The organism is Microcystis sp. 0824, assembly GCF_003112475.1.
GTDB classification, from domain to species: domain Bacteria; phylum Cyanobacteriota; class Cyanobacteriia; order Cyanobacteriales; family Microcystaceae; genus Microcystis; species Microcystis aeruginosa_C.
Map to the genome: position 1 here is coordinate 1 of NZ_BDSM01000018.1, position 23,087 is coordinate 23,087.

19 protein-coding genes are annotated in these 23,087 nt (G+C 44.9%); 5 read left to right on the forward strand and 14 right to left on the reverse strand.

Annotated features, from left to right (window positions below; genetic code table 11):
• The 3 genes from N0824_RS06365 to cobO all read left to right on the forward strand — a co-directional run.
• A partial coding sequence (locus tag N0824_RS06365) for a CHAT domain-containing protein (RefSeq protein ID WP_306438738.1) occupies nucleotides 1-2,151 on the forward strand: 2,151 nt, incomplete at its 5' end.
• A 362-nt stretch (nucleotides 2,152-2,513) separates the two neighbouring features.
• Complete coding sequence (locus tag N0824_RS06375; RefSeq protein WP_108936142.1) at nucleotides 2,514-3,299, forward strand: Uma2 family endonuclease; 786 nt, start codon at nucleotides 2,514-2,516, stop codon at nucleotides 3,297-3,299.
• Between the two features lie 74 nt (nucleotides 3,300-3,373).
• Nucleotides 3,374-3,979, forward strand: a complete 606-nt coding sequence (gene cobO, locus N0824_RS06380) for a cob(I)yrinic acid a,c-diamide adenosyltransferase (protein ID WP_108936143.1) — start codon at nucleotides 3,374-3,376, stop codon at nucleotides 3,977-3,979.
• Here cobO and N0824_RS06385 read toward each other — a convergent pair whose 3' ends face one another.
• From N0824_RS06385 to pstS (N0824_RS06410), 6 genes are all read right to left on the reverse strand, one after another.
• Nucleotides 3,980-5,161: an aldo/keto reductase gene (locus N0824_RS06385; RefSeq protein WP_108936144.1), complete on the reverse strand. Its 1,182-nt coding sequence runs from the start codon at nucleotides 5,159-5,161 to the stop codon at nucleotides 3,980-3,982.
• A 175-nt stretch (nucleotides 5,162-5,336) separates the two neighbouring features.
• A complete protein-coding gene (gene map, locus N0824_RS06390) occupies nucleotides 5,337-6,101 on the reverse strand; it encodes a type I methionyl aminopeptidase (RefSeq protein ID WP_108936145.1) in 765 nt (254 codons plus the stop codon).
• Between the two features lie 245 nt (nucleotides 6,102-6,346).
• Nucleotides 6,347-7,156 (reverse strand): phosphate ABC transporter ATP-binding protein PstB, encoded by an 810-nt coding sequence (gene pstB, locus N0824_RS06395; protein ID WP_108936146.1) that lies wholly within the window; start codon nucleotides 7,154-7,156, stop codon nucleotides 6,347-6,349.
• Between the two features lie 11 nt (nucleotides 7,157-7,167).
• A complete protein-coding gene (gene pstA, locus N0824_RS06400; RefSeq protein ID WP_108936147.1) occupies nucleotides 7,168-8,052 on the reverse strand; it encodes a phosphate ABC transporter permease PstA in 885 nt (294 codons plus the stop codon).
• 4 nt (nucleotides 8,053-8,056) lie between these two features.
• Nucleotides 8,057-9,031 carry a phosphate ABC transporter permease subunit PstC gene (pstC, locus tag N0824_RS06405; RefSeq protein WP_108936148.1) on the reverse strand — a complete coding sequence of 325 codons (975 nt, stop codon included), beginning with the start codon at nucleotides 9,029-9,031 and terminating at the stop codon, nucleotides 8,057-8,059.
• 175 nt (nucleotides 9,032-9,206) lie between these two features.
• Nucleotides 9,207-10,220, reverse strand: a complete 1,014-nt coding sequence (pstS, locus tag N0824_RS06410; RefSeq protein WP_046662710.1) for a phosphate ABC transporter substrate-binding protein PstS — start codon at nucleotides 10,218-10,220, stop codon at nucleotides 9,207-9,209.
• Between the two features lie 425 nt (nucleotides 10,221-10,645).
• Here pstS (N0824_RS06410) and N0824_RS06415 point away from each other — a divergent pair, with 425 nt between their 5' ends.
• Nucleotides 10,646-11,662 (forward strand): PstS family phosphate ABC transporter substrate-binding protein, encoded by a 1,017-nt coding sequence (locus tag N0824_RS06415; protein WP_108936149.1) that lies wholly within the window; start codon nucleotides 10,646-10,648, stop codon nucleotides 11,660-11,662.
• 66 nt (nucleotides 11,663-11,728) lie between these two features.
• Here N0824_RS06415 and pstB (N0824_RS06420) read toward each other — a convergent pair whose 3' ends face one another.
• The 5 genes from pstB (N0824_RS06420) to pstS (N0824_RS06440) all read right to left on the reverse strand — a co-directional run bounded on the left by pstB (N0824_RS06420) (nucleotide 11,729) and on the right by pstS (N0824_RS06440) (nucleotide 16,691).
• Nucleotides 11,729-12,526, reverse strand: coding sequence for a phosphate ABC transporter ATP-binding protein PstB (gene pstB / locus N0824_RS06420; protein WP_108936150.1), 798 nt, complete (start codon nucleotides 12,524-12,526; stop codon nucleotides 11,729-11,731).
• Nucleotides 12,527-12,609: 83 nt separating this feature from the next.
• A complete protein-coding gene (pstB, locus tag N0824_RS06425; protein WP_108936151.1) occupies nucleotides 12,610-13,413 on the reverse strand; it encodes a phosphate ABC transporter ATP-binding protein PstB in 804 nt (267 codons plus the stop codon).
• A 95-nt stretch (nucleotides 13,414-13,508) separates the two neighbouring features.
• Nucleotides 13,509-14,402, reverse strand: coding sequence for a phosphate ABC transporter permease PstA (gene pstA / locus N0824_RS06430; RefSeq protein ID WP_002781424.1), 894 nt, complete (start codon nucleotides 14,400-14,402; stop codon nucleotides 13,509-13,511).
• Nucleotides 14,403-14,515: 113 nt separating this feature from the next.
• Nucleotides 14,516-15,475, reverse strand: a complete 960-nt coding sequence (gene pstC / locus N0824_RS06435) for a phosphate ABC transporter permease subunit PstC (RefSeq protein WP_108936152.1) — start codon at nucleotides 15,473-15,475, stop codon at nucleotides 14,516-14,518.
• 94 nt (nucleotides 15,476-15,569) lie between these two features.
• Nucleotides 15,570-16,691 (reverse strand): phosphate ABC transporter substrate-binding protein PstS, encoded by a 1,122-nt coding sequence (pstS, locus tag N0824_RS06440; protein ID WP_108936153.1) that lies wholly within the window; start codon nucleotides 16,689-16,691, stop codon nucleotides 15,570-15,572.
• 340 nt (nucleotides 16,692-17,031) lie between these two features.
• Here pstS (N0824_RS06440) and N0824_RS06445 point away from each other — a divergent pair, with 340 nt between their 5' ends.
• The gene (locus tag N0824_RS06445; RefSeq protein WP_108936154.1) at nucleotides 17,032-18,066 is read left to right on the forward strand and encodes a PstS family phosphate ABC transporter substrate-binding protein; all 1,035 of its coding nucleotides are present in this window, start codon (nucleotides 17,032-17,034) and stop codon (nucleotides 18,064-18,066) included.
• Between the two features lie 219 nt (nucleotides 18,067-18,285).
• Here the strand turns inward: N0824_RS06445 and N0824_RS06450 are convergent, their stop codons facing one another.
• The 3 genes from N0824_RS06450 to N0824_RS06460 form a co-directional block, all read right to left on the reverse strand.
• Entirely contained in the window at nucleotides 18,286-19,827 is a 1,542-nt protein-coding gene (locus N0824_RS06450) for a ferredoxin--nitrite reductase (RefSeq protein ID WP_108936155.1), read from the reverse strand.
• Between the two features lie 480 nt (nucleotides 19,828-20,307).
• Entirely contained in the window at nucleotides 20,308-21,342 is a 1,035-nt protein-coding gene (trpD, locus tag N0824_RS06455; protein WP_108936156.1) for an anthranilate phosphoribosyltransferase, read from the reverse strand.
• Nucleotides 21,343-21,482: 140 nt separating this feature from the next.
• Nucleotides 21,483-22,718, reverse strand: coding sequence for an RNA-guided endonuclease TnpB family protein (locus N0824_RS06460; protein WP_108936157.1), 1,236 nt, complete (start codon nucleotides 22,716-22,718; stop codon nucleotides 21,483-21,485).
• Between the last annotated feature and the right edge of the window lie 369 nt (nucleotides 22,719-23,087).

Consider the following 23,087-nt stretch of genomic DNA (forward strand, 5'->3'; position numbering starts at 1 on the left):
ATCCGCCGCCAACCGGGATTAGAAAGGGATTTAGCCGGAACCCTCAATAATCTGGGCATAGCCTACCGCACCCAGGCCCGACTAGGTCAAGAGCCGGTAGCCAACCTAGAACGGGCGATCGCTGCCTACACGGAAGCCACCACCATCCGCCGCCAACCGGGATTAGAAAGGGATTTAGCCGGAACCCTCACTAATCTGGGCGCTGCCTACTGGACCCAAGCCCAACTAGGGAAAGAGCCGGTAGCCAACCTAGAACGGGCGATCGCCAATTATCGAGAAGCACTTTCCTTTCTCAACCCCGCTCTCTTACCTGCTGACACCCTGATAACTGGGCGCAACTTAGGCAATCTCGGTTTCCAGCAGGGTTGGTGGAACATCGCCTTAGAAGGCTACACCGTCGCCGTGGAAGCCGTTGAACAAAGCCGGGCCTGGGCAACCAGTGAAGCCCTTCGCCAAGAGATTGTCCGCAAGTCCATCGGTGTTTATGAAAACCTAATCCAAGCCGCCGTTAACCAAGGCGACCTCTCCCTGGCGCTGCGAACCGTCGAACGTTCCCGCTCCAAACGCCTCGCCGACCTCATCGCTGTGGGCGACCTCTACGCCGATGGGCGCGTTCCCCCAGAGATCCAAGCCTGGTACCAGCAGGTTAAGGATAGCCGTCAGATCCAATCCCAACTCCGTCAAAAACCCCTCGACCAGCCCGGATTCACCCAAAAACCCCAACCCTACCCCATCGGTAACACCCGCGCCAGCTTTGCCACAGAACAACTCCAGGCCGCCGAAGCCGCCGAACGTCAAGCCTGGGAAGCTCTCTACCGCTTTGATGCCATCACCGCCCAACTTCAGCAACCCCAACCCCAACCCCGACTCGATGAGCTAACGGCGCTGCTTCCATCTCCCCAGACCGCCCTCCTCAGCTTCTACACCACCGCCACCCATACCCACATCTTTGTCCTGCGTCGCCCCTCCCAGGATGGCGGGGAAGGGGTCAACTGCCACACTATTCCCAATCCCCCGGAGTCCGCCAACGACTTGCAAAACTGGCTGGTCGTCAACTGGGTTATCCCCTACATTGAGATTAATCAAGTAGAGACCGCCCAATCCCGCCAGCAGCGTCGGCATGAGTGGCACCAAGCAATGGCCACTCGTCTGCAAGAAGTAGCAGCCCGCCTGCAATTCGACACCCTCATCCAACAGCACCTCCAGGGCATCACTGAGTTAATTCTGATTCCCCACCTGTTCCTGCACCAAATTCCCTTCGACCTTCTACCCACCGCCCAAGGCCAACTACTCGGCGATCGCTTTCGCCTTCAGTTTGTCCCCAGTACGAAAATTCTCGGACTGTGCCAAGAGCGATCGCAACCGACTCCCGACACCCTGGGGATTGTGGAAAACACCACAGAGGATTTGCCCTATACTCCCCTAGAGTGTGAGTGGGTCGCCCAAACCTGGAATGTGCCTCGCCAACGGCGGCTACAGGGGCGCACTGTCACCCCCGACTCTTATCTGCAATTGCTGAAACAAGTGCAGGCTTTGCTCTCCAGCCACCACGCCACCAGCCGCGCCGATGATCCCCTCAACTCCCACCTCGTCCTAGACGGGGAGCAAAAAGTCACCCTCCGGGATTTACTTAGTCCCCTGTGGCGTTTTCCCGAATTGTCGGAAGTGTTTCTCTCCTGTTGTGAAACCGGTCTCAGTTTTGCCGGTTTCCGAGATGAAGAGGGAAACCTGCGACCGGAATTACTGGACGAACCCCTCAGCTTAGGTACAGGCTTTCTGCTGGGGGGCGCTCGTGCTGTGATTAGTAGTCATTGGGCGGTGGCTGATCTAGCGACGGCGCTGTTTTCCCGGGAGTACCATCGCGCACGGCGGGCGGGAGGGGAACGCTTAACGGCTCTACATCAGGCTCGTCAAGCGTTGCGGGAGACTTGCCAAAAAGACTGGCGGGACCGTTTGACAGCCGATTATCAGCAGGCTTATCAGACTTGGCGACAAATGCGCCAAACTAAGGATCCCAACGCCGATACTGCTCAAGCCAATTATCAGAAAATCGGCGAATTGATCAAGTGGCTTGACGAATTTGCTCCCGATGCAGTGCCTTTTCAGGATTATCGTTACTGGGGGGCGTTCTACTGTCTGGGACTTCCTTAAAATTATGAATTATTTCCTTGTTGCAAGCGGGCGAAGCATTCGGATAGTAGTAAAATGTAGGGTGCGTTAGACGGCGATAATCTCTGCTTAAACTTAAATCTAACAATCCGTCGTAACGCACCACACCTATCATTAATTTATTTGGTGCGTTGCTAGAGAAAAATTTGGGGTAGGGGCGAAGCATTCGGATAGGAAATCTACGGTTTCAGCGATAGGTTATGCCCAAATGATTCGCCCCTACAGGATTCTCAAAACCTTGCACCTGTTTCGCAAAAAAATATCCTAAAACTCTTATCTAGTCTATATTTCACATTTATTCAGTAAACCCTAATTAAATAAATGTTCCAGCCAGGGTAAAAACTATGACAACTCTCGACATTTCAGCAGAAGTTACCTGTCCCCCCACCGATTTATGGAGTGATGAACCACCCTTGGAAAGTGATTTACACCTGCAACAGATCATAATTCTCCTCAATTGTCTAGAATTATTATGGCAAGAGAAAAACGATTACTACGCTTCCGGTAATCTGACTATCTACTATAACGAAGAACAACTGAAAAAGCGCGATTTCTGCGGTCCTGATTTTTTTGTGGTTTTAGATACAGAAAAACGTCCCCGCAAAAGTTGGGTGGTTTGGGGAGAACAGGGTAAATATCCCAATGTGATCGTGGAGATTATTTCCGATTCTACGGCCAATATTGACCGCACTAAAAAGAAAATTCTCTACCAAAATACTTTTCGCACTCCTAATTATTTTTGGTTCGATCCTAATACCTTAGAATTCCAAGGATTTACGATACTTGAGGGACAATATCAAGCTATTTCTCCCAATGACCGGGGTTATCTATGGAGTGAACAGTTAGGATTATATTTAGGCATATTTGACCGTAAACTGCGTTATTTTACCGCCGATGGTCAATTGGTTCCCACTCCCCAAGAAGCTGAATTACAGCAAAGACAAGCAAAGGAACAGATTCTTTTAGAAAAGGAACAGATTCTTTTAGAAAAGGAACAGGAACGACAGGCAAAAGAACAGGCTCTTTTAGAAAAAGAACAGGCTCTTTTAGAAAAAGAACAAGAACGACAAGCCAAGGAAAGATTAGCGGCAAAATTACGAGAATTAGGCATCAACCCCCAGACAATTTAGCCGGTCAAAATCTTCACATAGCGATCGATAACCCCTTGAGTTACAATTATCTTGATTTGACTGGACAGACCCGAATGCAACTCACTCCCGAACAATACAAAGAAAAAATGCAGCGCCGCAAGGTCATCCAAGAGGAACGTTTAGCCGAAAAAATCGCTGAAAAAGGTTTAATTATCGTTAATACCGGCGATGGTAAGGGAAAAACCACGGCAGCCCTCGGTATGGTTTTACGTTCCCTCGGTCATGGTTACAAAGTGGCGGTGGTACAATTTATCAAAGGTGCCTGGGAACCTGCCGAACAAAAGATTTTTAGTGTTTGGGGGGAACAAATCGAGTTTTATGCTATGGGGGAAGGTTTCACCTGGGAAACCCAAGATAGAGAAAGAGATATAGAGAAAGCCCAAGAAGCATGGCAAAAAGCCCTCACTTTTCTCGAAAATCCCCAATATCAATTAATTTTACTCGATGAGATCAATATCGCCCTTAAATTCGGCTATCTGGATATTCAGGAAGTTATCGCTGGTTTAGCCCGAAAACCCGCCAATTCTCACGTTATTCTCACTGGTAGAGGAGCTTTACCCGAATTAATCGAGATAGCGGATTTAGTCACGGAAATGAAGTTAATTAAACATCCCTTTCGTCAACAGGGAGTGAAAGCGCAACCCGGCATCGAATTTTAATTAACTACTGCTTAAGCGTTGTACCGTCTCTCCCGACAATAATCGATGAGTTTCGGCGAGAAGATAGGGAATTTTATCAGCGTGGGGACTAGCGGCTAAACAGGCAGTTAAATCGAGTTTTTCCACCTCTTTTGCCTGTTGACCGGGGAACCAATGACCCCCATTCCCCAAGAGATTGTATCTGGCCCTCGCAAAGTCAATCATATCGTAGGCGATAACGAGATTGCGTAACCAGAGGATAGAAGGAATATTGATGTGATTGGGGGTATTTTCCCAGCTAGGTAAACCCACAGACCAAGTTTTTACCCAATTATCGCCTAAACAGTTGATCATCTCCCCTTGCAATCTCTCGATAATTGCCGGTAAAATCTCCTCGGAGCGATCGAGTAAGGGTAAAGTTTTCAGGTGTTCATCAAAATCTCTGGCTCGCGCAGCACCGATACTAAGGGTATGGACGGCCGGATGACTGAGACAAAATAGGTCATTAAAAACCATCGGACTGAGAGGAGAACAGAGAGCCACGAGCTTAGGGGGAGGATTGTAGAGATGGCCGCCCTTATCGGAAGGACTAATGATAAAAACCCCCATATCGTGCTGTTTTGCCGCTTCTATGGCCGGCCAGTTATTCTGAAAAATATAGTACCAGTGCAGATTGAGGTAATCGTAACAATTTGTTGCAATAGCCTTGACAATTACATCAGTTGGTGCATGGGTGGAGAAACCGATAAAACGAACTTTTCCCTGTTGCTGTAATTTTTTCGCCTCTTGCCAACAACCGCCCTCGGCCATAGTGTCATCGAGAATTTCAGCCGTGTTGATGCCATGGATGCCCAACAAATCCACATAATCTAACCGTAAAAATTGCAGGGATTGCTCAAATTTACGGCGAAATTCCCGCACATCTTGACTGGGAGAAACTTTCGTCTGCACGATAATCTTTTCCCTCGGTAGTTGCGGCAAAATTTTGCCCAATTGCATCTCGGAAGTGCCGTAACCCCTAGCGGTTTCGATGTGATTAATCCCCACTTCCAGAGATTTATTGATAATTGCCTCTAAATTGCCTTGATTCTCGTCGGGAATTTGCGACATTGGCAGCTCCTGCCACTGAAATTGATAGCGCATCCCCCCACAGGAAAACACTGGCATTTGTAGATTAGTGCGACCGAAACGACGATACTGCATATATTCAGTTATCAGTGGGAATTATGAATTATGAATTATGAATTATGAATTATGAATTAGGAATTATGAATTATGAAGTGGGGAGATGGGGAGATGGGGTTTTAGGGTTTTGGGGTATTAGTTGAAACTTCCCTATTTCCCCATTCTCCCATTCCCTATCCCCTGTTCCCTAAATTTAATCGGGTACAGTGAGAATTTCGACACCAGTTTCGGTGACGGCGATGGTGTGTTCAAATTGGGCCGAAAGTTTACCATCTTTAGTAATAGCAGTCCAACCGTCTTTTAAGACAATATGTTGCCAGGTTCCCTCATTAATCATTGGTTCAATGGTAAATACCATGCCGGGGCGAATTTTTTTGCCTTTGCCGCGAATGCCGTAGTGGGGAACCTGCGGACCGGTGTGAAAAACATTACTGATACCATGACCGACAAAATCTCTAACCACCGAAAATCCTTGGCCTTCGGCATATTCTTGGATAGCTGCGCCGATATCGCCGATTCTCCCCCCCGGCTGCACTGCATCTATGCCTCTTTGCAGACATTCTCTGGTAACTTCCACTAACTTTTTGGCCAGGGGGGAGGGAGTACCGACAAAGAAAGTCTGGGAGGTATCGCCGTGATAACCCTCTAAAATCGGGGTGACATCGATGTTAATAATATCGCCATCTTTGAGGATTTGATCGGCGCTGGGGATGCCATGACAGATAACCTCGTTAATGCTAGTACAGATGGACTTAGGAAAGCCGTGGTATCCTAGGGGCGCACTTTTGGCTCCATGGGCGCGAGTCCAACGTTCTGCTTCATCATTGATTTCTAGGGTACTTACCCCCGGTTTAACCATATCTGCCAGATGATCTAACAGTTTAGCCGCTAATCGTCCGGCTCGTCGCATTTTGTCAATTTCCCGCGGGGAGAGTAAGGTGATGGTATCGTTGCCCATGAATTATCCGACTGTTGAGAAAGATTCTTGTTACATTTCTTATCCTAGCAAAATCGGGCAGCCTTAGGGTTTAGGGTGTGGGGTGTAGGGTGTAGGGTGTGGGGTGTGGGGGAATTATGAATTATGAATTATGAATTATGAATTGGGGAGCAGGGAGTGGGGTGTGGGGAGAATAAATAAAAATAATCTCCTGTCTCCTGACTACTGATAACTGATAACTGATAACTGATAACTGATAAGAGAAATTAACCGAATCTACCGGCTACATAATCGCGAGTTTGTTGATTAACTGCATCGGTGAAAATTTTCTGGGTGGTGTCAAATTCCACCAAACGACCGACGCGGGTTTCATCGGCATTAAAAAAGGCCGTGCGATCGGATACCCTAGAGGCCTGTTGCATATTATGGGTGACAATCACGATCGTGTATTGTTCCTTCAATTCATGGATTAATTCCTCGACTTTGAGGGTAGAAAGGGGGTCTAAGGCCGAACAAGGTTCATCCATTAATAATACTTTTGGTTTTACCGCCAAAGCACGAGCAATACACAATCTTTGTTGTTGTCCTCCCGATAATCCTAAAGCGGATTTATTCAACAGATCTTTAACTTCATTCCAAAGAGCAGCCCCTTTTAAAGCTGATTCCACAATTGCATCTAATTCACTGCGACTGGCGGAACGATAAATTCTAATACCGTAGGCAATATTATCGTAAATACTAGCAGGAAAAGGGTTAGGGCGCTGAAACACCATGCCCACCTGTCGCCGTAAGGTATGAAGGTTAACTTTGGGGGCGTAGATATCTTGACCAAAAAACCTAACTTTGCCTTTAACTGTCACTTGTCCCTCTAATTCCCCGATGCGATTGAGGGCTTTTAAGAGAGTAGATTTACCACAACCGGAGGGGCCGATCATGGCGGTTACTTGCTTTTGCGGGATTTGTAAAGAAACCCCTTCTAGTGCTTTTTTGCTACCGTAGAAAAAGCTAAGATTTTCGACTTCAATCGCTGAATTAGCTAGAGAAGTAGGACTGTTAATGAGAGAGGAATCGATCATAAGAAAAATGCTTAATTTGAGCGTTTACGAGTGACAAAACGGGAGAGAAGGCTAGTAATTAAAACTAAGATAATTAGGACTAAAGAAGCTGTCCAAGCCAGGGAATTTTGTTCAGGAAAGGGGGAACTAGCATAGTTATAAATCAACACCGTTAAAGCCGGTGTGGGCGACCAAAGACTTTCTTGCCAAAATTGACTAAATAAAGCCGTAAACATTAAGGGGGCGGTTTCTCCAGCGGCCCGGGCCACCGCTAATAATATCCCGGTCATAATCGGTGCGATCGCTGCTGGTAGGACAATGCGAAATACCGTATCGAAACGGGAACCCCCCAAAGCGGAGGAACCGAGACGGTAGGACATAGGTATTAGTTTTAGTGCCTCTTCCGTGGTTAAAGCGACGATGGGCAACATAATCACCCCTAAAGCAAAGGCCCCCGCCACGGCGGAAAATTGTTTGGTAGTTAAGACCAAAACCCCGAAGGAAAACACCCCGACGATAACGGAAGGGGTACTACTCAACACCACGATCGCAAAGCGCAGAATACCGCCAATTTTGGAACCCCGAGCGAATTCCGAGAGAAAAACCCCAGTGAGAATCCCCAGAGGTATGCTGCCGAGGGATGCTAAACCGACCATAGTTAAAGTCCCGAGGATCGCATTGGCAAAACCATTGGGAACACTGGGATCGGAGCCAACTGGGGCGGGTAAAGAGGTGAAAACTTGCCAATTGAATCCGGGTAAACCTTCTTTGACAATTTGAAAGAGGATAGCGAATAAAGGCAGAATGGCGATGGCACTAAGAGCGATCGCTAAACCCGTGAGACCGTTGGTAAAAAAATGTCGCCACGGTGACAGGGGTTGCTGTAAATCTTCTTCGGGAAAAGCTCCTTGATTCATAAAATTAACGATTACGGTTGATAAATTGTACTAATAAAGCCGCTACACTATTGACGGCTAAGGTAATAACAAATAGAATCAAAGCTAGATACATCAAGGCTCCGATATGGACTTTTTCAAAAGCTTCTGGGAAGGTATTAGCTAGTACAGCAGGAATAGTATAACCGGGGGCCAAGAGGGAGGGACTAATAATCGAGGAGTTACCGATTACCATGGCTACCGCCATAGTTTCCCCTAAAGCGCGACCTAAACCGAGGATAATCGCCCCGATAATACCGGAACTGGCCGCCGGCAACAACACGCGCCAGATGGTTTCCCAACGAGTCGCCCCTAGGGCCATGGAGGCGCTGCGTAATTCCGGGGGGACGGTAAGCAACACATCGCGACTGATAGCGGAAATAGTCGGCACGATCATGATGGCCAGGATCACACCAGCGATCAGCATACTTGGTCCCAAAGGTTGGGTATTAAACAAAGGGAACCAAGCAAAATTTTGAAATAACCATTCTTGTAGGGGTTTAAGCACGGGAATTAGCACGAAAATCCCCCATAACCCGATAATTACGCTAGGAATCGAGGCAATTAATTCCACCAGAAAACCGATGGGATAACGGACACTTGCCGGCAAATAATTCTCGCTAGTGGTTAAAGCAACGGCAACACTGAGGGGAATAGCTAATACAAGAGCCAGAATCGAGGAAACGATCGAACCGAAAATAAAGGGTAAACCACCAAATTTGAGGACGTTCACATCCCAAGTGGTTCCCCAGAGAAATCCCCAACCGAATTCATTGATCGCCGGCCGCGCATCCTGAAAAACAATCCAGGCCATCCAGAGCAGAAAAATTAAACCAGAGGCGGCACAAATCCAGACTAGGATTGTAAAAATGCGATTGAATAAACCCGCAGTGCCGGGGTTTTCGTTAAGATTGGCCGCCGAGACAGCCAAGGACTCGACAGGTTCAGAAAAATTGGCCATAAGATAGAGAGCGATTACCACTTATCAGTTGTTTAAAACGCAACTGTAGGGGCTGAACAATGTTCAGCCCACAGAAAAGAAATACTTGCAGTTATTAGTTATGGACTTAACTGGTAACTTTTTTCCATCTTACTGGAAAGCGGTGACAATCAAGCCTAAACTAATACAAAAGTATTTATTTAATTTTGTTAACTTCGGCTAAAACTCTTTGAGTCACCGATTGGGGAATCCGGGTAAATTCCAATTGATTGTTAATACCTTGACCAGTGGTCAGAATCCAAGTTAACAGTCTTTTAATTTCTGCTGCTTTTTTGTTATCAGCATAGTCTTTCGGTACTAATAACCAAGTAATCCCGACGATCGGATAACCACTGCTCGGATCGTCCATATTAGCGGTAAAATCGGCGTTAAATTTGATTCCTTCCATCGCCTTGTTAGCTTGGGCGAGACTGGGTTCGACAAATTGACCGGCTTTATTCTGAACTTTGGCGGTTCTCATGGTTGCCCCTTCATTTTTGCGGGCAAAGGTATCTTGAACGTAACCGATCGAGCCTTCTGTTTGTTTAACCAGGGCCGCCACACCATCATTTTTCGGTCCCTTGAGAACCGTAAAACCCCAGTTAGGTTCTTTGCTGGTTCCCACTTTACTTTTGAAGGAAGGACTAATAGCGCTCAGGTGAGAGGTAAAAATCTCCGTAGTACCGCTACCATCAGCCCTAACCACCACTTTAATGGGTCGGTTGGGCAGTTTCGGATCCACTTGTCTCCAGTTAGTGATCTCGCCACTGAAAATTTTACCGAGGTTAGCCCTGGAAATTTGTAGGTTATTTACCCCAGGCAAATTATAAACCACGGCGACGGCTCCTCCGGCGGTGGGAACTAACAGTAAACCGTTTTTCATCTGGCTTTTTTCGGAAGAGGAAGGAGCGGCATCGGAAGCCCCAAAATCGACGGTTCCGGCGATAAATTGCCGGACACCAGCACCGCTACCGACGGAATTATAGTTAACGGTGACACCGGTGGCGTTTTTATAGTCGGCAAAATAACGCTGGTATAGGGGCGCGGGAAAGGAGGCTCCTGCACCGTTCAGGGTTTGGGCGAAAGCTTCTCCCATCGTCCCTGCTAAGGCCGCTGCCGTGGCGAAGGAGACAGCACACACACGAGTTAGGGTAGCAGTTGAGAATATCATAAATTTTCCGGTTGAAGAATCCTGCACAATTGGAGAAAGTTGAACTTTCTTCAAGATATAGTTTAAGGCACAAATATTACTTTTAAATCTAGAAATATTGGAGATTTTTTTGGGTTAAGATTCGGTAAAATTTTGGTTAAGTTTAATTTAAAAAATCCACAGCTTTTGGCAACAATTTAGATCGATTAAGACCAAAATCCATTCTATCTATTCAAGGATGAAATCTTAATTTAAAGCATCTTTTGGGGAGAAATTGCCCAGACAAAGCTTTTTATCTAGGTGTGTGAAGGCAAACAGGGCCACCGCTGCTTTTCGCTACTGTTAAGTTTGTTATCTTTTTGGTGAGATTTTCGTGTTAAATCAATTTTTTTTGAAATGATGGATATAGATTTTTCTGACTCCCAGAAAAGCAAGGGGATGGATAAATGCTGATAAATCTCGATAAATTGCTCAAAAAGGCTCTTATTTTTGTTAGTGCTGGTGTTCTAGCCGCTTGCGCTCCCGTTGACTTCCAATCAAACAAATCAATTATTATTGATGGGTCTAGCACCGTTTACCCGATCACCAAAGCTGTCGCCGATGAATACAAAAAACAAAAACAGCCCTCTGCGGATATAAGCGTCAAATTTTCGGGTACTACTGGCGGATTTCGGCAGTTTTGCGCTGGAAAAACCGATATTAGCAATGCTTCGCGACCGATTCGCAGCGATGAGATCGAAGCCTGTAATCGGAATAACATTAGATTTATCGAATTGCCGATCGCCTTTGACGCACTCACCATCGCAGTCAATAAAGAAAACACTTGGATTGATAGCATCACTTTAGAGGAATTAAAAAAAATCTGGGAACCTGCGGCCCAGGGTAAAATTACCAAGTGGAGTCAGGTGCGATCGGGATTGCCGGATAAACCTCTCAATCTCTTTGGTGCGGGCAAAGATTCGGGAACTTTCGATTATTTTACGGAAGCGGTGGTAGGAGAAGAAGATGTTAGCCGCAGCGATTACGTTGCCAGTGAAGATGACGACACTTTAATCCAAGGAGTTAGTCAAGATGCCAACGCCCTAGGATATTTTGGTCTAGCTTACTACGAAAAACAAGCGGCGAACTTAAAAGCCTTAGCAATAGACAGTGGTAAAGGGGCTGTTTTGCCCTCCCGGGAAACGGTGCTACAATCCACCTATCAACCCTTAGCCCGTCCTTTATTTATCTACGTTAACGCCCAAAAAGCCCAGTCTAATAAGGATTTACAGCGTTTTGTCGAGTATTATCTCAGTCAAGCTCAAAATATCGTTCAAGAGGTCGGTTATATTCCCCTGAGCGGTGAGCATTATCATTTAGCCAAGGTCACTTTCTTTAACGGGGAAGCGGGAACAGTTTTCGGGGGACACTCAAAATTCGATGTGACTTTAGCCGAATTACTGCGCCAGAAAGCCAAGTTTTAGAAACTTAAAATAGGGTGAGATTAACTCGCCCTATCAACTTTTATTTTAGCTATTATTGATGTGATCTTAACCAAAACGACCGCTAACATAATCTCTAGTGGACTCTTGGGCGGGATTTTGAAAGATAACCTCTGTGCGATCATATTCCACTAAATAACCCACTTTACCGCCTTTTGGTGTCGGTTCAGCATTATAAAAAGCCGTTAAATCAGAAACCCGCGACGCTTGTTGCATATTATGAGTAACAATAACTATAGTATATTGGGTTTTCAATTCGTGAATTAATTCCTCAATTTTTAGGGTAGAAATTGGATCGAGTGCCGCACAGGGTTCATCCATTAAAACAACTTCCGGTTTAACTGCAATAGCGCGAGCAATACATAACCTTTGTTGTTGTCCCCCCGATAAAGCTAAACCACTTTCTTTGAGTTTATCTTTAACATCATCCCAGAGAACGGCTTTTTTTAAAGATTCCTCCACTAATTGATCCATATCACCGATGTAACCATTTAAGCGCGCCCCAAAAGCGATATTTTCATAGATAGATTTAGGAAAAGGATTCGGTTTCTGAAAAACCATACCAATACGACTGCGTAACCCGATAGGATTAACGGAATTACCATAAATATCTTGACCGCGAAAGGTAACTTTTCCCTCAATTTTGGCACTTTTAACCAGATCATTCATGCGATTAAAACAGCGCAAAACTGTACTTTTGCCGCAGCCAGATGGACCGATAAAAGCGATCGCTTTTTTCTCAGGAATATCAAGGTTAACATCACGAACAGCGAGATTAGGACCGTAGTAAACATTTAAGTTTTTGGTTCTCAAAACCGCATCGGTAACAACATCGGTACTATACATAATCTTTAAAGGAATAGGTGTTGAGGAATAGGGAAAAGGGAGAGGAGGAGAGGGAAGAAAAAAGCTGATAACTGATAACTGATTTAGCCAAAACGTCCACTAACATAATCTTTAGTTGCTTTTTCTTGAGGATCACTAAAGATTTTGTCCGTATGATCAAACTCGACTAAATAACCAATTTTGCCACCTTTATCGGTGGGTTCAGCGTTATAAAAAGCCGTTAAATCCGCTACTCTAGTAGCTTGTTGCATATTGTGAGTAACAATAATAATTGTATAACGTTCTTTTAATTCGTGCATTAATTCCTCAACTTTTAAAGTTGAAATTGGATCCAGTGCCGAACAGGGTTCATCCATTAATAATACTTCTGGTTGAGCGGCAATAGCGCGAGCAATACATAATCTTTGTTGTTGTCCCCCCGATAGGGAAAAACCGCTTTCTTTTAGTTTATCTTTTACCTCGTCCCAGAGAGCAGCCCGACGCAAGGAAGTTTCTACTAATTCATCTAAATCGCCTTTATAACCATTTAATCGCGCTCCGTAAACCACATTATCATAGATGGATTTGGGAAAAGGATTAGGGCGCTGGAACACCATACCGATGTATTTTCTTACTTCGACAGGATCTACCTCTTGAGAGTAAATATCTTGGTTATGATAAAAAACTTTGCCGTCAATACGAAACCCGTGAATTAAATCATTGAGACGATTAAAACACCTGAGAATGGTACTTTTTCCACAGCCAGAGGGTCCGATAAAAGCGGTGACTTTATTTTTGGGAATATTGATCGAAACGTCTCGTACTGCCCGATAATTACCATAGTAAATATCAGCCTTATCGACCTTTAAAACGGTTGCAGTTGATTGGGTAGTGCGATTAGTTAGCATAAATTATTGACCTTGAATTTGGATAATTGAGGAATTGGAAAGATAGGTAGATTTTTACTTAAATATCCCTTTCTCCTTTTTACTTTTTCCTTGACTTAATAGGTTTTCTGGCGCGTGGCTAAACGGGATAAAATGTTAGTTACCAACACCAAAAACACCAGAATTAAAGCACCTGCCCAAGCTAATTGCTGTTGGGGGGCAAAAGGGGCAGTAGCAAAGTTGAAAACCAGGACCGAAAGGGTAGCAATCGGTTCAAAGATACCCCGGGGCCAAAAGTTAGAGAATAATGCCGTAAAAATTAAAGAGGCGGTTTCTCCAGCCGCCCTAGCAATTGCAAGAGTCACACCGGTCAAAATAGCGGGAACAGCCGCAGGAAGGACGATTTTTAGGACGGTTTGGTAGTTATAGGCCCCTAGACCCATGGCCGCCCAGCGGATGTCTTGGGGAACGATTTTTAAAGCCTCATCGGTGGTTCTAATAATAGTCGGTAACATTAACACCGCTAAACCGATCGAACCGGCAAGGGCAGAAAAGCCTAAAAGGGCTGTTCCTTCGCCAAATAACGGGGCAACTAGCAAACCGTAGGCGAAAACCCCGACAATAATCGAAGGGACACCCGCTAAAACGTTGGTAGCAAACCGCACACCCTGGGCAAGTTTGTTATCACCGCTAAATTCCGAGAGATAAACCGCCGCCAAAACGCCGATGGGAACTGCGATCGCTGTGGCCAGAGCAACGACGATAATTGTGCCTAAAATGGCGTTAGCGATGCCTCCTCCTCCTAACCCCGGCGGTGGCGGTAATTTAGTAAAGAGATTGGCGTTTAAACGACCCACCCCTTGCACAAAAACAAAGCCTAGGACGGCAAAGAGGGGAATCACGGTGACAGCTAAACATAAAGCCGAGAGAACGGTCATAATTGTCCCCAATAGCGATCGAGGACTACCCGGTTTCTTTTTGAGATTATTGCCTAAATTCGCACTATCCATGTCAGTTATCAGTGGGAATTATGAATTATGAATTATGAATTATGAATTGGGAAGTGGGGGAGTGGGGGAGTGGGGAGTGGGGAGAAAAAAGATGCCTTCTGCCTTCTGACGGCTTAATACTTAGCTTTGACGCGATTAACGATTAATTCGGCGAAGATATTGACTACTAGAGTCAAAACCAAGAGAACAAAACCCGCATACATTAAAGCCGATACTTGCATTCCCGATGCTTCGGCGAATTGATTAGCCAATAAGGAAGCGATCGTGTTAGCGGGGGCGAGAATAGAGGCACTAATGCGGTTAGAATTGCCGATAATCATCGTTACTGCCATGGTTTCCCCTAAAGCGCGCCCTAAAGCTAACATAATCCCCCCGACAATCCCGGAAAAAGCGGCGGGAATTAATACCCGAAAAATCGTTTCCCAACGGGTGGCCCCCAAACCGAGGGAAGCTTGCCGCAAATCTGGCGGTAAAGCGGCCAAAGAGTCACGAGAGATAGCGATAATAATCGGCAGGATCATAATTGCTAAAATTACCCCCGCCGGTAACATCCCCGGACCCCCTAAAGGAGTACTAAAAAGAGGAATCCAACTAAAATTAGCATTTAACCAGTTACCAAGGGGTCTGAGGATAGGAATCAATACAAAGATACCCCATAATCCGTAAACAACACTGGGAATAGCGGCCAAAAGTTGTACGAGAAAAACCAAAATTGTCCGCGCATTTAAGGGAATAAAATCTTCGCTTAAAAAAATGGCTGAACCGATACCGAGGGGAACAGCAATCAGGAGGGCAATCAGAGAACTAACGAGAGTCCCGTAGATAACGGGCAGAACTCCGAATTCTTCCCGACCGCGCACGGGATTCCAAGCGCTACTGGTCAAAAATCCCAGACCAAAGCTTTGAATCGCTGGTAGGGCCCGAATAAAAATCACTAGGGCAATTAGGAGCAAAATTACCCCAATAGCGATGGCAAAGGCGGTGGTTAATCCAACAAAGCCTTTATCGAGGATTTTTTCCGATTCTGGACGTTCTTTAAAATTTGAGTCGGGTGAAACTGTGGGCGCACTCATGATTAGGGTTTAAATCCAGCTAGTTTGCGGTAGCTAAGGTCGAAATTGGCCTTTCTCCACTATTATTGTAACTTTGAATACATTTTTTCGGCGACTAATCCACATTGATTGTGTAATCGGGATAGATGACATCGGCGGCGGCGGCTACTCGTTCCCGGACATTTTTCGGTAGGGGAATATAACCAAGGGCGGCGGACTGTTCCTGTCCCTGATTGAGTCCAAATTCGATCATCGCCTCCATAGCTAAAGCTTTTTGGGGATCGTTGTATTTTTTATAAACCAACATCCAACTATAGGTGACAATGGGGTAGGAATTTTCCCCCGGGGGATCGACGATAAAAGCGCGTAAATTTTCAGGCAGTTCAACGTTAGCGAGGGTAGCAGCGGCGTTGGTTTCATCGGGAATGACAAATTTACCCGCCTGATTTTGTAGGGCGGCCATGGGCAGGTTATTATTTTTAGCGAAACCGTACTCAATATAGCCGATCGAGCCTTGATTTTGTTGAATTAGGGCAGTTACACCCTCATTGCCTCTACCGCCGAGAAATTTACCTTTTTTGGTCGGCCATTGTACGGCTTTTCCCTCACCGATACTTTTTTTCCATTCGGGACTAACGGCGCTTAAAAACTTGGTAAAAACTCCCGTTGTCCCGCTACCGTCTGCCCGGTGAACTACGGTAATTTCTTCATCGGGTAGTTTTAAATCGGGGTTATCGGCGGCAATTTTGGCATCGTTCCAACGGGTAATCGTGCCTAAAAAGATGCCTATATATGCTTCTCTACTTAGTTTCAGCCCTTCTACTCCGGGTAAATTATAAGCCATAACGATGCTTCCCGCCGTCATCGGTAGCAGTAAAACCCCGCGGCTAACTCTGGCCATATCCTCGTCACTCATGGCTACGTCGGAAGCGCCAAAATCGATCGTACCTTGGATAAATTGTTCGACTCCCGCCCCGCTACCGGTAGATTGATAGTTAATTAGCAGTTTAGAAAATAGTTGATTGATGGTGACAAACCAGTTTTGATATAGGGGTGCGGGAAAAGAAGCACCCGCGCCATTGAGGGACACTTCTCCTTCTAGGGGAACCTGGGCGATTCTATTGCTGCCCTCTCCGCTAGTTCCCGCCGTATCGCCGCCACCACAAGCGGTTAAAGTCGCTGTTAGAGTCGCTAGGGATAAGGCTGTTAGTAAATGGTTTCTGTTTTTGTTGAGCATAAAATTAATTTTGATCCGTAAACTGCCTTAAATCTTACGCTAAAATTTACCACACCTTGGTAAAGAATAGGTTAAGAAGTAAATAAAAAACATAATGTATTGTCAAGAAAATTTTTCTCGATAACTAGACAAAAATCTCAACTTCTTTTACTATTTATTTTGACTGAACATTAGTTTTAAGTCGCAGGTAAAGCCGCTAACTTTTCCTGTCTAGATAGGGTTTTTCTCTTTCCCTACCATTATAGTGACGTAAAAACAACAAAGGAAAGATTAAGGTTTACAGCCAACACCTAACGCCATTTTTTTACTTTTTACTTTTTACTTTCTCCTTTTGACACCTATGCTAGAAATTTTTACTCAGCTATCTCGTCCGACCAAAGTAGTCGCAATTGTCCTAGGAACTGCTCTACTTTTACCCGCTTGTGCCAATATTAATCCTCAAGACCTAAAACCAATTAAAATCGATGGTTCGAGTACCGTAGCACCAATTACCAACAAAGTTCTCGAAGATTTTAAAGCCAATACCCCTAACAAAGCTTTGGCTGATGTTAAAATTGACGCTAATATTTCAGGAACTGGCGGCGGTTTTAGAAAATTTTGTGCAGGAGAAACCGATATTAATAATGCTTCTCGGCCGATTTCTGTGGAAGAATTAAAAGAATGTGATGCTAATAAGGTCAGATTTATCGAACTACCGATCGCTTTTGATGCTTTAACCGTGGTAGTCAATCCCGAAAATAACTGGCTTGATGATATTTCCACCACAGAATTAAGAACTATTTGGGAACCAGCGGCCGAGAATAAAATCAAACGTTGGAATCAAATTAATCCTGCTTGGCCCGACCAACCGATTACCCTTCACGGGCCTGGTAAAGACTCTGGAACCTACGATTTTTTTAGTGAGGTAATTAACGGCAAAGATACCAGTCGTGGGGACTTTAACTTTAGTGAAGATGACCAAGCTTTAGTTAATGCCGTCAGTCAAGATCCCAACGCTTTAGGCTATTTTGGCCATGCTTACTATGAACAAAATCGGGATAAATTAAAAGCTTTGAAAGTTAACGGTATTGAACCAACTCGCAGCAATGTCGAGGATAGTAAATATCAGCCTTTATCTCGTCCTTTGTTTATTTATGTTAATGCCCAAAAAGCCCAAGAGAATCCCGCTTTAGAGAAATTTGTCGAACATTATCTCGATCGAGTTCCCAATTTATTAGATAGTATTGGTTATATTCCCCTACCGGATGAGGCCTATCATTTGGCACGGGTACAGTTGCAAAAATTTGAGGTAGGAACGGTTTTTAATGGCCGACCTCAACCCAATTTAACCATCGGGGAATTACTTCGTAAACAAGCTCAATTTGAAGCTAAGTAGGGTTGGCTGAATAAATCTAAAAACCTTGTTTGGTAAGACTTTTAGACTTTTTGTCAATCAAAAAGTACCGGCTCTGGGAGTGAGCGGGGGGAGAACTCAGGGACTTTTTCCCTGAAAATTAGGTAATCGACCCCCTCAAAATGGGTAAAACCCTACACCCTACACCCTACACCCCACACCCTGCCCCCAGGAAAAACTTTTTCAGCAAACCCTACTTAATTAACCCTTCGGTGTCGCCCCAAATTGTTCGATGAGGATAGAAGTTAACACCGATTTTAGATCTTCACAGGGAATCCCTTTTTGTACACAACTTCCCAGGTGAGCATCTTTACCCACTTTACCCCCCATGTAGAGGTCAACTCCTTCCACGGTTTTGCCGTCTTTGCGCGCTTTTGTCCCCATCAAACCGATATCGGCCACTTGGGGTTGTCCGCAGGAGTTAGGGCAACCGGTCCAGTGAATCCGCACACCCTGGGGGATATTTAATTCAGCATCTAACTGACTAATCAAGTCCACAGCCTTATTTTTGGTTTCAATCAGGGCAAAATTGCAGAATTGCGCCCCTGTGCAGGAAACGAGCGCTCGTTGTAAAGGTGCGGGATTGGGGGTAAACTTAGCCAGTAAAGGCTCGGTTAAAAGAGTCGCCATATTTTCAGCCGCTATATTGGGAATAATCACGTTTTGTTCCACGGTTAAACGCAATTCTCCGCTGCCATACACTTCGGCAATCCGGGCTAAATCTAACATATCATCGGCAAATAGACGGCCAACGGGAACACAAAGACCGATATAGCTCAATCCCTCCTGTTTTTGGGGAAAAACTCCTAAATGATCTCGTTTTTCCCAGTCAATAGCGTCTTTTTCCGCTGCCGTTGCCAAGGGATAACCTAGGTGATTAGCCACCCGCGTGCGGAATTCCTCAATTCCCCACTCATCAATTAACCACATTAAACGGGATTTTTGACGATTGGCACGCAATCCGTTATCGCGGTAAACTTCTAAAATCCCTCGGCATAAATCCACCACTTCCTGATTCGGTCTCACCCAAACATTCATAGGAATTGCCGCTTCACAGCGTTTAGCCGAGAAAAAGCCACCTACCACAACATTAAAGCCTAATTCTCCCTCTTTATAGGCAGGAACAAAGGCAATATCGTTAATTTCCGCATGAACGGAATTATCCCGTCCCCCCTCGATGGCAATATTAAATTTGCGGGGCAGATTGCTAAATTGATAATTACCTTGACCGCAGTTGGTAATCATATCTTGGACTTTTTGGACTAATTCCCTGGTGTCAATTAATTCATCCGCGTCTAGTCCCGCCATGGGTGAACCGGTAATATTTCTGACATTATCCATGCCCGATTGTACCGAAGTCATACCCACGGATTTTAGTCGTTGGAAAATATCAGGAATATCTTCGATACGAATACCGCGTAATTGTAGGTTTTGACGAGTAGTAATATCGGCATTACCATCATCACCGTAACGCTGCACGATTTCCCCTAAAACGCGCATTTGCTCACTGCTAATAATGCCGTTAGGAACCCGTAAACGCATCATGAATTTACCCGGGGTGACAGGACGATAAAAAACCCCTACCCATTTTAAGCGATATTCTAAATCGGTTTTATCCATTGCTTCCCAACCGATTTGGGCAAAATGATCTAGTTCATCTTTAATGGCTAGTCCGTCTTTTTCAGCTTTAAATTTCTCGAATTTATTGAGAGTTGTTCCATCTTTTTCAGGTGCTTGTACCACGAGTCTATCTCCTTCTGGTTTGTGGGTGCAATTGTTCTAGTTGGTGCGGGTTAGAAATGAAGAAATCGGGATTTAACAATAAGTATTCTTTAAAATACCGTCGTCATTAGCAAAAATTTAGTAATTTACCTAGTCTCTATTTGTTATTTAATTCGTTTTAACTTGGATAATTTTGTATTGTTTGTAACAGAAATCCTTTAACCATCGTGTTTAAGGATTTCTGTCATGCAGTAAGTGCATTGAGATGGAATTATGAATTATGAATTATGAATTATGAAGTGGGGGTGGGGTGTGGGGTGTGGGGTGTGAGGAGATGGGAGAATAAATAAAAATACGGCGGTTCCTCTATCCATCTGGCACAGACAAATCCTTATTGGATAAGCCTTTCGGCGTGGAGAATGTACCAGAACAAACATGAATCCGCCGTAATCTCCTGAATTCATAATTCATAATTCATAATTCATAATTCTGTGAATTTTCCTAAGCGAGAAACTTAACCAACTCCTCTAATTTTTGCCAAGCTAACCCACTGGCTAAAATCTCGCGAGCGAGGGCGAAACCAGCAGCATGGTCGCCAAAAGTGACCTTTTCTGCCACCTGTAGGGCAAGAGAGGCATTAATCGCCACAGCATCCCGTTGAGCCGGCGTTCCCCCCCCTTGCAGGACATTTTTGAGGATTTCGGCATTTTCTGGCACTTCCCCGCCTTTAAGAGCATTTAAACTGGCTCTGGGGATAGCAATTGACAAGGTATCGATCGCCCCAGAAATCACCTCGCCATTATTTAATAAAGCCATATCGGTCAGATCTCCCAACCCCACCTCGTCGAGTTTTTCCCGGCCGTGAACAATAATCGCCTTGGGGGTTCCCATTTGTGCCAAAGCTGTGGCCATGGGGGTGAGAAATTGCTGGTCATAAACCCCGATAACTTGACCTGTGGGACGGAGAGGATTAACTAGAGGGCCCAGAAGATTAAAAACCGTGCGAACTTTCAGGGTTTTGCGGAGATTAGCCACACTTTTCAGGGCTGGATGCCAACCGGGGGCAAAAAGAAAGGTCACTCCCACCCCATCTAAAGCCGCCGCTACTTTCTCGCTAGGGGCGCTTAAATTAACCCCAAGATATTCTAAAACATCGGCCGAACCGACCTTGCTGGAGGCAGAGCGATTGCCGTGTTTAGCCACTTTTACACCTCCAGCGGCCGCCACAAAAGCCACAGCAGTGGAAATATTAAAAGTTGAGGCCCCGTCGCCGCCGGTGCCACAGGTATCGATAACGGGAGTAGTATGGGGTTTAGGGTCTTCTAAGCGAGATTGTTGCCGTAAAACTGTGGCCATTCCTGCTAATTCGGCGGCCGAGACTCCTTTTGCTTGCAAAGCTGCTAAAATCGCCCCCGATAAAACTTCCGGAATCTGACCGTTTAACCATCCGGTCATTAATTCTTCAGCTTGGTTAAGGGAAAGGGATTTTTGATCGAGTAGTTGCTGCAGTAGGTTTGGCCAGTCTTGATTGGTCATCGCTGTTCCATTGGTGTCGGGATGGGGCGATATACTATGATAGCGGTTTGTCTGGAGAATCGATCGCTCCCATTGACATACTCCCACCGTCAAGCTACGCTGTGACGGGGGATTCTTGACCTATCACTATCGGAAATTCCTTATTCAACGAGACGGCTTAGATTCTCAATGTCTCCATTAAAAACCCAGAGGTCGGACTCTCCCAAGGCGTTTGGGTCGGTTTCTGTTTGCCCAACAGTACCGTTGAGATGATTTCCCAAATATTTCAACCCTTTTTTAAGAATATTTATTGCTGCATTATGATCCCTATCTAAGATTGTTTGACAATGAGGACATTGATGAGTTCTAGTGCTTAATGTTTTTTGAACTCTCGTCCCACAAACTGAACAATCTTGAGTCGTGAAATGGGGAGGAACAGCAACACAGACAATCCGATAAATATTGGCAAAATAATTTAACCATTCAGTAAATTGATACCAAGAAGCATCGGAAATCGACTTGGCAAGCTTACAGTTTTTTACTAAGTTTCTTACCTTTAAAGCTTCATAGACGACCAGATCATTAGACTGGACTAACGCCAAAGCATCTTTAATTGCTTTGTCTTTACGTTGTCTTGATACTTTAAGGTGAAGTTTAGCTACTTTTACCCGTTGCTTGTGATAGTTTTTAGACTGTTTCTTTTCTTTACAAAATCGTTTTGATAATCTCCTTTGTGCTTTTTTTAGTCGTTTTTCTAACTTTCTTAAATAACGTAGATTTTCTACAGTATTGCCTTGGGCATCGGTATAAAACTCTTTTAACCCTAAGTCAATTCCTGTTATTTGTCCCGTTGGTTTCTGGTATTCTTGCCGTTCTACGTCAATCAAAAACTGACAATAATAACCGTCAGCACGTCTAACAACTCTTACCCGTCTAATCTGTTGCTCTGAATAATAAACTAAAGTTTTTTGACTACACCATAAATCAAATTCTCCTGCTTTAAAACCATCGGTAAACTTAATTTTACGTCTATCATCAGATAGTTTGTAGCCCGTTAGTTTATACTCAACGGAACGGCTATGCTTTTTGAAACGAGGAAAACCTTTTTTCCCTGGTATCTTAGCATGACAATTATGGTAAAACCTAGTAATTGATTGCCAGGCTCTATCAGCAGCCGATTGACGTGCTTGTGAGTTTAATTTATTAACCCAAGGTGTCTCTTTATTGTTAGCTAGTAACGCACAAAGTTTTTGGAGATCATTGCGGTTTGTCCCTTGATTGTCCATCCAATAACGAACACAGGAGTTACGCACAAACTGAGAAGTTTTGATCGCTTCATCAGGCCGGTGATATTGCTCTAGTGTTCCGTTTTTTAGCTTTGCTTCTACGACTAGCATCTAACAATCCACGACCATTGGTTAAGTTAATTATAGCACAGTTTACCCACAGATAGTGGAATTAAACCGATGCTCCGTTGCTAATATTCTGGTCGGATTTCATCCCCCGCTAATTTTTGTGAGTATCTTGTCGAAAAATCTAGCGGGGGCATTCATCCGACATTTTAAGTAATTCTACCGATACAATTTTGTCAATCTAGCAAGTTGGGATTTTTACGGGGAAACTCTCTTTTAAAATTGGGCTTTACTTTTGATTTTATTACTCAATCCAAGCTTTTGGGGGGTAGAACCCCCCAAACCCCCCGTTGGGGGCGTGGCGCCGCCCCCAAACCCCCCGCGCATTAGTTTTTCGGTGGGATGCTTACAGGC

What these genes read in the sequence shown, in the direction of transcription:
- N0824_RS06375 (WP_108936142.1), top strand. Translation starts at nt 2,514, where the DNA reads ATGACAACTCTCGACATTTCAGCAGAAGTTACCTGTCCCCCCACCGAT.
- cobO (WP_108936143.1), top strand. Translation starts at nt 3,374, where the DNA reads ATGCAACTCACTCCCGAACAATACAAAGAAAAAATGCAGCGCCGCAAG.
- N0824_RS06385 (WP_108936144.1), bottom strand. Translation starts at nt 5,161, where the DNA reads ATGCAGTATCGTCGTTTCGGTCGCACTAATCTACAAATGCCAGTGTTT.
- map (WP_108936145.1), bottom strand. Translation starts at nt 6,101, where the DNA reads ATGGGCAACGATACCATCACCTTACTCTCCCCGCGGGAAATTGACAAA.
- pstB (WP_108936146.1), bottom strand. Translation starts at nt 7,156, where the DNA reads ATGATCGATTCCTCTCTCATTAACAGTCCTACTTCTCTAGCTAATTCA.
- pstA (WP_108936147.1), bottom strand. Translation starts at nt 8,052, where the DNA reads ATGAATCAAGGAGCTTTTCCCGAAGAAGATTTACAGCAACCCCTGTCA.
- pstC (WP_108936148.1), bottom strand. Translation starts at nt 9,031, where the DNA reads ATGGCCAATTTTTCTGAACCTGTCGAGTCCTTGGCTGTCTCGGCGGCC.
- pstS (WP_046662710.1), bottom strand. Translation starts at nt 10,220, where the DNA reads ATGATATTCTCAACTGCTACCCTAACTCGTGTGTGTGCTGTCTCCTTC.
- N0824_RS06415 (WP_108936149.1), top strand. Translation starts at nt 10,646, where the DNA reads ATGCTGATAAATCTCGATAAATTGCTCAAAAAGGCTCTTATTTTTGTT.
- pstB (WP_108936150.1), bottom strand. Translation starts at nt 12,526, where the DNA reads ATGTATAGTACCGATGTTGTTACCGATGCGGTTTTGAGAACCAAAAAC.
- pstB (WP_108936151.1), bottom strand. Translation starts at nt 13,413, where the DNA reads ATGCTAACTAATCGCACTACCCAATCAACTGCAACCGTTTTAAAGGTC.
- pstA (WP_002781424.1), bottom strand. Translation starts at nt 14,402, where the DNA reads ATGGATAGTGCGAATTTAGGCAATAATCTCAAAAAGAAACCGGGTAGT.
- pstC (WP_108936152.1), bottom strand. Translation starts at nt 15,475, where the DNA reads ATGAGTGCGCCCACAGTTTCACCCGACTCAAATTTTAAAGAACGTCCA.
- pstS (WP_108936153.1), bottom strand. Translation starts at nt 16,691, where the DNA reads ATGCTCAACAAAAACAGAAACCATTTACTAACAGCCTTATCCCTAGCG.
- N0824_RS06445 (WP_108936154.1), top strand. Translation starts at nt 17,032, where the DNA reads ATGCTAGAAATTTTTACTCAGCTATCTCGTCCGACCAAAGTAGTCGCA.
- trpD (WP_108936156.1), bottom strand. Translation starts at nt 21,342, where the DNA reads ATGACCAATCAAGACTGGCCAAACCTACTGCAGCAACTACTCGATCAA.
- N0824_RS06460 (WP_108936157.1), bottom strand. Translation starts at nt 22,718, where the DNA reads ATGCTAGTCGTAGAAGCAAAGCTAAAAAACGGAACACTAGAGCAATAT.